This is a genomic window from Amaricoccus sp. (genome assembly GCF_036846665.1).
Taxonomy (GTDB): domain Bacteria; phylum Pseudomonadota; class Alphaproteobacteria; order Rhodobacterales; family Rhodobacteraceae; genus Amaricoccus.
In genome coordinates, this window is record NZ_DAIUBO010000003.1 from 42,955 (window position 1) to 51,112 (window position 8,158).

Genomic DNA, 8,158 nt, shown 5'->3' on the forward strand with positions numbered 1-8,158 from the left:
CCGCAAAAAGACGCATAAAACCAGCGGCCCTCGCCGTCGACTCCTGTTCCTCCCGCGGCCGGGGTGTCCCCAGCCCGATCGACCCGTGGCGATCGGGCCGCGCCGGCCGTCCCGGGGGCCGGCGCGCTTCGCACGCCGTCCAGGGTGGCAAAACCGCCATCAGTCCAGCCGCACCCCGCGCCGCCCCGCCAGGTCGGTGAGGTATTGCCAGGCGACGCGCCCGGAGCGGCCGCCGCGGGTCTGGGACCATTCGATGGCCTCCGCGCGCAGATCCGCCTCCGGGATCGCGATGCCGTAGGCGTCGCAATAGCCGCGGATCATCGCCAGAAAATCATCCTGATTGCAGGCGTGGAAGCCGAGCCAGAGCCCGAAGCGATCGGAGAGCGAGACCTTCTCCTCCACCGCCTCCGAGGGATTCACCCCCGACTGGCGCTCGTTCTCGATCATGTCGCGCGGCATGAGATGCCGCCGGTTCGAGGTGGCGTAGAGCACCACGTTCTCCGGCCGGCCCTCGATGCCGCCGTCGAGCACCGCCTTCAGCGACTTGTAATGGCTGTCGTCCTTGTCGAAGCTGAGGTCGTCGCAGAAGAGGATCACCCGCGCCGCCTGGCCGCGCAGGCTGGCGAGCAGCCGGCCGATCGAGGGCAGATCCTCGCGATGGAGCTCGATCAGCTTCACCCCCGGCACCGCGCGGGCCGCCTCGGCATGAACCGCCTTGACGAGCGACGACTTGCCCATGCCGCGCGCGCCCCAGAGCAGCACGTTGTTGGCGGGATAGCCGCGGGCGAACTGCAGGGTATTGCCGAGCAGCGTGTCCCGCGCCCGGTCGATGCCGACGAGGAGCCCCAGATCGACCCGCGCCACCCGCGCCACCGGCTCGAGCCGGTCGGGGCCGGTCTGCCAGACGAAGGCCTCCGCGAGGCCCAGATCCGGCGCGGCCTGCGGCGGCGGGCTGATGCGCTCCAGCGCCGAGGCGATCCGCGCGAGCGCCCGCGCGGCCTCCTCGCTCACGCGCCGTCCTCGCCCGCGCCCTCGGCCGCCGGCTCGCCCTCGTCCCAGAGCCCCTGCGCCCGCAGCTCGGCCTCGCGCCGCCGGTCGACCATGCGCACCAGGACGATGGAGATCTCGTAGAGGCCGTAGACCACGCTGAAGAGGATCACCTGCGTCACCACGTCGGGCGGCGTGACGATGGCCGCCAGCGTCAGGATGCCGACGATGGCGTATTTGCGCACGTCGCCGAGCCCCTTGGCGGTGACGAGATCGGCCTTGGCCATCAGGGTCAGGAGCACCGGCAGCTGGAAGCAGAGGCCGAAGGCGATGATGAACTTCATCGTCAGCCCGAGATATTCGTTGATGGTGCCGAGGAACTGGATGCCGACCTCGTCGCCGGCCTCGAAGCTCTCCGGGCCCATCTGCTGGAAGCTCAGGAAGAAGTCGAACGCGAGCGGCAGGATCACGTAATAGGCGAAGGCCGCGCCGAGCACGAAGAGCGCCGGCGAGGCGATCAGGAAGGGCAGGAAGGCGCGCTTCTCCTGCCGGTAGAGGCCGGGCGCCACGAAGCGCCACAACTGATAGGCGATGATCGGGAAGGCGGCGACGAAGCCGCCGAACATCGAGATCTTGATCTGCACCATGAAGCCCTGCTGCAGGCCGGTGAAGATCAGGTCGGGCTCCTGGCCATGCTCGACGAGAAGTTTCGCGAGCGGCTGGGCGAGGAAGTTGAAGATCGGCCGCGCCACCACGAAGCAGAGCACCATCGCCACGGTGAAGGCGAGCACCGAATAGATCAGCCGCGTGCGCAGTTCCGCCAGATGCTCGATCAGCGGCGCGGTGGTGTCGTCGATCTCGTTGTCCTTCATGGTCCCGCCGCGCCGTCGGTCTTCTCGGCCGCGGGCGCGCTCGCGGCGGCGGCCGGCGGCTCCTCCGCTTCCGGCGCCGGGGCCGGGGCCGCCGCAGGCTTCGCCGCCGCCTTCGGCTCGGTTACCGCGGAGGCGGCGTATTTGCGCGCCGAGCTCGTGGCCGAATTCAGGTTGATCCGGTCGAGGGACTTCAACCCGCTCGCCGCATCCTTCAGGCCGGATTCATCGGCGGCCTCTTCCAGCGAGCGCTGGAACTCGCGCGCCATGCCGCGCGCCTTGCCCATGAAGCGCCCCACGGTGCGGAAGAGGCCCGGCAGTTCCTTGGGCCCGACCACGATCAGCGCCACGATGCCGATGAGCAGAAGCTCCGACCAGCCGATGTCGAACATGTCCCTGACTCACCCGGCCGGAGCGGTCAGACCTTGTCCTTCTCGGGCGTGACGTCGCGGGCGGCATCCGCGGCCGCCGAGCGCGAGGCGTTCTCGATCTCGTCGGTGCCGTCCTTGAGGCCGCGCTTGAAGCTCGTGATGCCCTTGCCGACCTCGCCCATGAGGCCCGCGACCTTGCCGCGCCCGAACAGGACCAGCACGACGATCGCAATCAGGATCAGGCCGGCAGGACCGATGTTGTTCAGCATTTGTCGTCTCCATTGCCAAGCCGGCCGCGCCACGGGCGCCGCCTGCCTACCGGCCACACATATTGCGTCTGCGGTCCGCATTCAAACCCCAAACGACCGGCGAACCTGCGTGTGATGGGGAACCGGTAACGATTCCCGTCATTCCGGCAGCCCGGCGATCCGCATCGCGCCCTTCCATTTCGCGATCTCCGCCGCGCCGGCAATGGGAAAGGCCGCATCGAGGTTCGATAGCCGCAGACCCGGATCGATCCGCAGAACGTGATCGAGCGCGAGCCCCGCGCCGGCGACATCGCCCAGGGCGGCTCGGCCCGCGGACAGGACGCACCAGGCGATCCAGTAGTTCGGCTGCATGAGGACCGCCCGCTCGGCCCAGTCCACGGCCTCCCGCTCCCTTCCGGCAAAGAAGTGGGCGCAGCCCGTCGCGGCCTGCATCATGGCGTATTGCGGATCCTGCGGGCTCAGGCCCATGGCGCGCTCGATATGCCCGATGGCGAGGTCCGGCCGGCCGAGCCAGACCTGGATCCAACCGCTGAATAGCCAAGCGAGCGCGAGGTTCGGGTTGAGCTCCAGCGCCCTTTCCACCAACCGCGCGCCCTTCGCGGGATCCCCGACCACGAAGCCGAACCCGATCCCGGCCGTCGCCAGTGCGAGCGCGTCATCGGGTCCGCAATCCGCCGCCAGCCGCGCGAGGCGCGCGACCTCGGCCGTCTCCTCGGCCCGGTTCCGGACCCAGCCGCAGGCCTTGCGCTGGGAGTAGCAGCGCACGGCCATACCGTAGGCGGCCGCGAAGTCGGGGTCGAGCTCGCTCGCCCGCCGAAACAGGGAAATCGCCTCGGCGCTCCCCTCTTCGGTCCAGAGATGCATCGCCGCCAGCCCGCGCAGGTAGAGATCATAGGCGTCGAGACTTTCGGTGGGCTTGCGGAAGGCGCGGGCGATCTCGGCCGCCTCAACCCTGGGAAGCAGCGCGCCGACGACCCGGCCGGCGATCCGGTCCTGCAACTCGAAAACGCGCGTCAGGGCTCCCTGGAAGCTGTCCGACCAGATCACCGTGCCGGCGATGGAATCGATAAGGGTGGCAGTGATCCTGACATTGCGCGCATCCTGGCGGGCGCTGCCGCGCAGGAGATAGCGCGCACCCAGTGCCTCGCCGACGGATTTGCTGTCTGCGGAGCGACCGCGAAAGGCGAAGCTGGAGTTGCGGGCGATCACGAAAAGCCCGCGCACCCGCGACAGCGCGGCGATGATTTCTTCCACGACGCCGTCGGCGAAATAGTCCCGCCGCGCATCGTCCCCGAGCGTCTCGAACGCCAGAACGGCGATGGACGGCCGCGTGGAAGGCGGCGTCGGTTCCGCCGTGGCCAGGCCGGGCTTCGCATCGGCGCGCGATCGCGGCGCCTCCCGCGGCGGGACGCGGCTTGCCCGGATGGCGTCGTGAAGCGCGACCGTCTCGGGTTCCGGCGCGACCGCGAGCTCCCGGTCGAGCAGCGCGCGAAACTCCGAGAAGACCCGCAGCGCCTGGACGGTGTCGCCGGAGGAAGCCTTCACTTTCATCAGGAGGCGGTATGCGGGCTCGTTCAGCGGATCGAGCCGCAGCGCCCTTCGCGCCGCGGACTCTCCCTCCGCCAGATCCTGACCGTTACCGAAGGTAGCGACCAGCGAGGTTGCCGCTTGCTCGGCAATGCGGCGCAGCCGCCGACGCTCCGCCAGAAGCCAGTCCTCCGCCTCGGCTCCCCCAAGGGAGACCCCTTCGAGGAAGTCACCAGCATAGAGGTCGAGCGCCCGTTCGAGCTGCGCGCGGGAACCCCGGCGGACCAGACCCTCGAAATCGCGCACGTCGAAACGGATCTCGTCGGCGGAAAGCCGGACGGCGTGCCTGTCCGCCTGCAACACCGCCTCGCCGGCATCGCCCAGGACCGCCTTCAGTCGCGCCAGGGCGTGTTTCAGGCTGTCCCTCGCCCGCGCGTCGTCGGAATCGCTCCAGAACAATCCGGCCAGCCGCTCGCGACTCTGCGGGGCGCCCGAATCGAGCGCGAGGAAGGCGAGCATGGCGCGATCCTTCTGCCCGGTGATGCTCACGGCCGCGCCATCCGCCAGCCGGACCTCGAACCTTCCGAGCGAAAGCAAATCCAGGACGGGCATTCCCCCTCCAGAGGAATCGGAACGAGGCCGGGCGGGATACCGGCCTACCGGCGCTTTCCCGTTGGGTTCCCGCTGCCCGTCCCGCTGCGATCCCCCTCCGCGACTACGGTCGATCCTACCACTTCGCCGCATCGAACAGGAGGAAAGATCGCTCATGACTGCGCAGAACCAAGGCTCGACGAAAACCCGCGCATCCGGAACCGAGAGGGGCCAAGGCCCGCTCGGCGGCTACCTTCCGCCTTCGATCGCCGCATTCGGACCCGGGGTGCGCCCGGACGACCGGTCGCTGGCGGTGCAGGCCGGCACATACCGTCTGATCCTCGCGCTCGCGCGCCTGTGGGATAGTCGGTTTCAGTCGCGTCCGGCCGGATCACTGACCGCACCCCGATCCGTCGCGGCGCGCCTGCAGGGCCCCTGAGACATGCGGCCCCCCGGCCAGGCAAAAGGCCGCGCCCCACGCGATCCGCGCCGCTTTCCCCCGGACCGGGCGAGGCAAGAGAGGGGCACCGCATCGCCGCCGTTCGGGGATCGGGACGGGTCGGCCCTGGACGGCGCGCCTGCGGGCCAGACCCCGGAAGGGCCGGCGCGGCCCGAGCGGAATGGTTCGGCTGAGAGGACCGCTGGTATGAGACCCGCGAACGTAGCTGTCCGAGCTTCGGCCCGGCCGGTCTATTGCGCGAAATAGGGGCTCTTGAGCACGCTCTGCTCGCGGCAGGGGAAGACGAAGCAGCGGTCCCGGCGCAGCGAGAGCCAGAGCGGCGTGCCGGGCCGGGGCAGGAAGACCCCCGGCACCGTCGCCTTGAGCTGCGAGCCGTCGTGATCCATGGTCAGCTCGACGATGCTGCGGTGGCCCATGAAGCGCGCCCGGCTGACCCGCCCGCGCGCGGGCACGCCGTCCGACGGCGTGGGCAGGGGGCCGGCGCCGTTGCGGTCGAAATCCATCTTCAGATGCTGCGGCCGGATGATGATCTCCACATCCGCCCGGTCGGCGAGGCCCGGCGTCAGGAACTGGCCGAAGGGCGTCTCGGTGGCGAAATTCGTCACCACGCCGTGGATCACGTTGACGTCCGAGAAGAACATCGCCGCCTCCTTGTCCACGGGGTTGTTGTAGATGTTGTAGGGCGCGCCCTGCTGCACGATGCGGCCGTCGCGCATCAGCGCGATCCGGTCGGCCATGCGCATCGCCTCCTCCGGCTCGTGGGTGACGAGCAGCACCGCCGTGCCTTCCTCCTTCAGGATGTCGAGGGTCTGGTCGCGGATGCCGTCGCGCAGCCGGTTGTCGAGCCCGGAGAAGGGCTCGTCCATCAGAAGGATCGGCGGCCGCGGCGCCAGGGCGCGGGCCAGCGCCGCGCGCTGCTGCTCGCCGCCCGAAAGCTGATGGGGATATTTGGCGCCGTGCCGTTCCAGCCCGACCCGCGCCAGCAGCGCCCGCGCCCGCTCGGCCCGCTCCGGCGCCGGGCCGCGCAATCCGAAGGCCACGTTCCGGGCGATGCTCAGATGCGGGAAGAGCGCGAAATCCTGGAACATGAGCCCGATGCCGCGGCGCTCGGGCGGCATGTGGCGCGTCGCGTCCGACACCACCCGTCCCCCCACGACCACGACGCCCTCGTCCTGCCGCTCCACCCCGGCGACGATGCGCAGGAGCGTCGACTTGCCGCAGCCGGAGGGGCCGAGCAGGCAGGTCACCTCGCCGCGGCCGAGCTCCAGCGACACCCCCTCCAGCACGCGCGTGCCGTCGTAGGAATGCCCGATATCCTCCACGGCCAGCCGAATCTCCCCGGGATCCGGTCGGATGTCCTTCACGGGCGCACCCCATGTATTCCGATTGTTTTCATCGGGTATCGACCGAAATAACCACCGTTCCAGGGTGTGACAAGCCCCGGGGAGCCGCGCCGCCTCAGATCGTCGCGAAGGTGGCGCCGCCGTCGATCAGGATGTTCTGCCCGACGATGAAGCCGGCATGGACCGAGCAGAGGAAGGCGCAGGCCGCGCCGAATTCCGCCGCCGTGCCGTAGCGCCCGGCGGGAACGCCGGCCGCACGCCTGGCGCGCGCCGCCTCCATGGAGAGGCCCTCGGCCTCCACCACGTCGCGGTCGAGCGCCTCGGCCCGGTCGGTGTCGTGGATGCCGGGCAGCAGGTTGTTGATCGTGACCCCCTTCGAGGCCACCTGCCGGCTCGTCCCGGCCACGAAGCCGGTCAGCCCGGTGCGCGCCGTGTTCGAGAGCCCGAGCGCCAGGATCGGCGCCTTGACCGATTGCGAGGTGATGTTGACCACCCGCCCCCAGCCGCGCGCCATCATGCCCGGCAGCACCGCCTGCATGAGCGCGATGGGCCCCAGCATGTTGGCGTCGAGGGCCCTGATGAAATCCTCCCGCGACCAGTCGCTCCAGAGCCCGGGCGGCGGGCCGCCGGCATTGGTCACCAGGATGTCGGGCCCGGGGCCGGCGGCGAGCAGCGCCGCGCGCCCCTCGCCGGTCGTGACATCGGCGGCGACCGTGGTCACCTGCACCCCGTGCCGGTCGCGGATCGCGGCGGCGGTCGCCTCCAGCGCCTCGACCCCGCGGGCGTTGAGCACCAGGTCGACCCCGGCCGCGGCCAGCGCCTCGGCGCAGCCGCGCCCGAGCCCCTTCGATCCTGCGCAGACGATCGCGCGCTTGCCTCCGATGCCGAGATCCATGGTCTTCCCCCGTTCGAAAATGTCAGTCGAGCGCCGCGAGCACCGGTGCCCATTGCGCCTGCATCGGCGCGAAGGCGCGCTGGCGGCGGTCGAAGATCGCGAGCCCCTGCTCGGCCAGCTCGCCATAGGCGGCGCGGTCGCTGATCCAGGCGATCGGCTCCTGGCCGAGGCCGGCGAAGAACTCCCTGAGCCGCGCGGTCGCGCGCTGGTTGGGATGCACCCGGTTGGCCACCACGTGAAGCCCGACCTTGCCCTTGCGGATGCGCTTGATCGCCTCGATGTCGCGCAGGAACCGCTTCGTGCTGTCGGCGTCGAAATAGGAGGGCAGCACCGGGGCGATCACGGTGCCCGCCTCGGCGATCAGCGCCTCGGCCCGGCCGCCGCGCAGCGCGCCCGGCGCATCGATCACCAGCCAGTCGAAGCCGCGCGGCACCTCGCCCACGTCGCCCTTCGACGACCAGTCGAGCCCCGCGATCACCGGCACGCCCACCGGCCGCTGCCGGAGCCAGCGCATGGCGGATTTCTGGGCGTCGGCATCGACCAGCGCCACCCTGGCCCCGCGCCCGGCGAGCGCCGCGGCGAGCGTGATCGCGGTCATGGTCTTCCCGCAGCCGCCCTTCCGGTTCGCGACGAGAATCGTCTGCATGGGCGTCCCCTTTTCCCGCTCGCAGGTTAGGGTCATTTCGCCGCGACGCAACCCGCGTTGAGGCATCCCGCGAGGCGATCGCGTGGGAACCCAGTTCTCTCTTCCTCGATCGCCCCGCCACAAGAAGAGGGCAGCGCCCGACCCGGGCGGGTGCGAAGCGCCCGCGTCGTGCCGGAGGCACGCCGTTGGCGTGACGGGCG

9 protein-coding genes are annotated in these 8,158 nt (G+C 70.4%); 1 reads left to right on the top strand and 8 read right to left on the bottom strand.

All coding sequences use genetic code 11. The features are described from left to right. Positions 1-159: 159 nt before the first annotated feature. The 5 genes from V7050_RS00735 to V7050_RS00755 form a co-directional block, all read right to left on the bottom strand. Positions 160-1,011: an ATP-binding protein gene (locus V7050_RS00735; RefSeq protein WP_324369390.1), complete on the bottom strand. Its 852-nt coding sequence runs from the start codon at positions 1,009-1,011 to the stop codon at positions 160-162. Next, a complete protein-coding gene (tatC, locus tag V7050_RS00740) occupies positions 1,008-1,859 on the bottom strand; it encodes a twin-arginine translocase subunit TatC (RefSeq protein ID WP_324369392.1) in 852 nt (283 codons plus the stop codon). The genes V7050_RS00735 and tatC overlap by 4 nt, the downstream gene beginning before the upstream one ends. Further along, complete coding sequence (gene tatB, locus V7050_RS00745) at positions 1,856-2,248, bottom strand: Sec-independent protein translocase protein TatB (RefSeq protein WP_324369394.1); 393 nt, start codon at positions 2,246-2,248, stop codon at positions 1,856-1,858. The genes tatC and tatB overlap by 4 nt, the downstream gene beginning before the upstream one ends. A 26-nt stretch (positions 2,249-2,274) precedes the next feature. Beyond that, positions 2,275-2,496 (bottom strand): twin-arginine translocase TatA/TatE family subunit, encoded by a 222-nt coding sequence (locus tag V7050_RS00750; RefSeq protein WP_324369396.1) that lies wholly within the window; start codon positions 2,494-2,496, stop codon positions 2,275-2,277. Positions 2,497-2,634: 138 nt separating this feature from the next. Next, positions 2,635-4,635, bottom strand: coding sequence for a BTAD domain-containing putative transcriptional regulator (locus tag V7050_RS00755; RefSeq protein WP_324374067.1), 2,001 nt, complete (start codon positions 4,633-4,635; stop codon positions 2,635-2,637). 154 nt (positions 4,636-4,789) lie between these two features. On the opposite strand from V7050_RS00755, the gene V7050_RS00760 reads away from it, so the two are divergent. Continuing rightward, positions 4,790-5,053: a hypothetical protein gene (locus tag V7050_RS00760; protein WP_324374065.1), complete on the top strand. Its 264-nt coding sequence runs from the start codon at positions 4,790-4,792 to the stop codon at positions 5,051-5,053. 251 nt (positions 5,054-5,304) lie between these two features. Here the strand turns inward: V7050_RS00760 and V7050_RS00765 are convergent, their stop codons facing one another. From V7050_RS00765 to V7050_RS00775, 3 genes are all read right to left on the bottom strand, one after another. Next, the gene (locus tag V7050_RS00765) at positions 5,305-6,438 is read right to left on the bottom strand and encodes an ABC transporter ATP-binding protein (RefSeq protein ID WP_442885335.1); all 1,134 of its coding nucleotides are present in this window, start codon (positions 6,436-6,438) and stop codon (positions 5,305-5,307) included. A 94-nt stretch (positions 6,439-6,532) separates the two neighbouring features. Continuing rightward, positions 6,533-7,312 carry an SDR family oxidoreductase gene (locus V7050_RS00770; RefSeq protein WP_324369400.1) on the bottom strand — a complete coding sequence of 260 codons (780 nt, stop codon included), beginning with the start codon at positions 7,310-7,312 and terminating at the stop codon, positions 6,533-6,535. Between the two features lie 22 nt (positions 7,313-7,334). After that, complete coding sequence (locus V7050_RS00775; protein WP_324369402.1) at positions 7,335-7,958, bottom strand: ParA family protein; 624 nt, start codon at positions 7,956-7,958, stop codon at positions 7,335-7,337. Positions 7,959-8,158 lie beyond the last annotated feature (200 nt).

Bases quoted from the DNA above. Each gene is read 5' to 3' on its own strand.
- V7050_RS00760 (WP_324374065.1), top strand. From the start codon at position 4,790: ATGACTGCGCAGAACCAAGGCTCGACGAAAACCCGCGCATCCGGAACC.
- tatC (WP_324369392.1), bottom strand. From the start codon at position 1,859: ATGAAGGACAACGAGATCGACGACACCACCGCGCCGCTGATCGAGCAT.
- V7050_RS00775 (WP_324369402.1), bottom strand. From the start codon at position 7,958: ATGCAGACGATTCTCGTCGCGAACCGGAAGGGCGGCTGCGGGAAGACC.
- V7050_RS00750 (WP_324369396.1), bottom strand. From the start codon at position 2,496: ATGCTGAACAACATCGGTCCTGCCGGCCTGATCCTGATTGCGATCGTC.
- tatB (WP_324369394.1), bottom strand. From the start codon at position 2,248: ATGTTCGACATCGGCTGGTCGGAGCTTCTGCTCATCGGCATCGTGGCG.
- V7050_RS00755 (WP_324374067.1), bottom strand. From the start codon at position 4,635: ATGCCCGTCCTGGATTTGCTTTCGCTCGGAAGGTTCGAGGTCCGGCTG.
- V7050_RS00770 (WP_324369400.1), bottom strand. From the start codon at position 7,312: ATGGATCTCGGCATCGGAGGCAAGCGCGCGATCGTCTGCGCAGGATCG.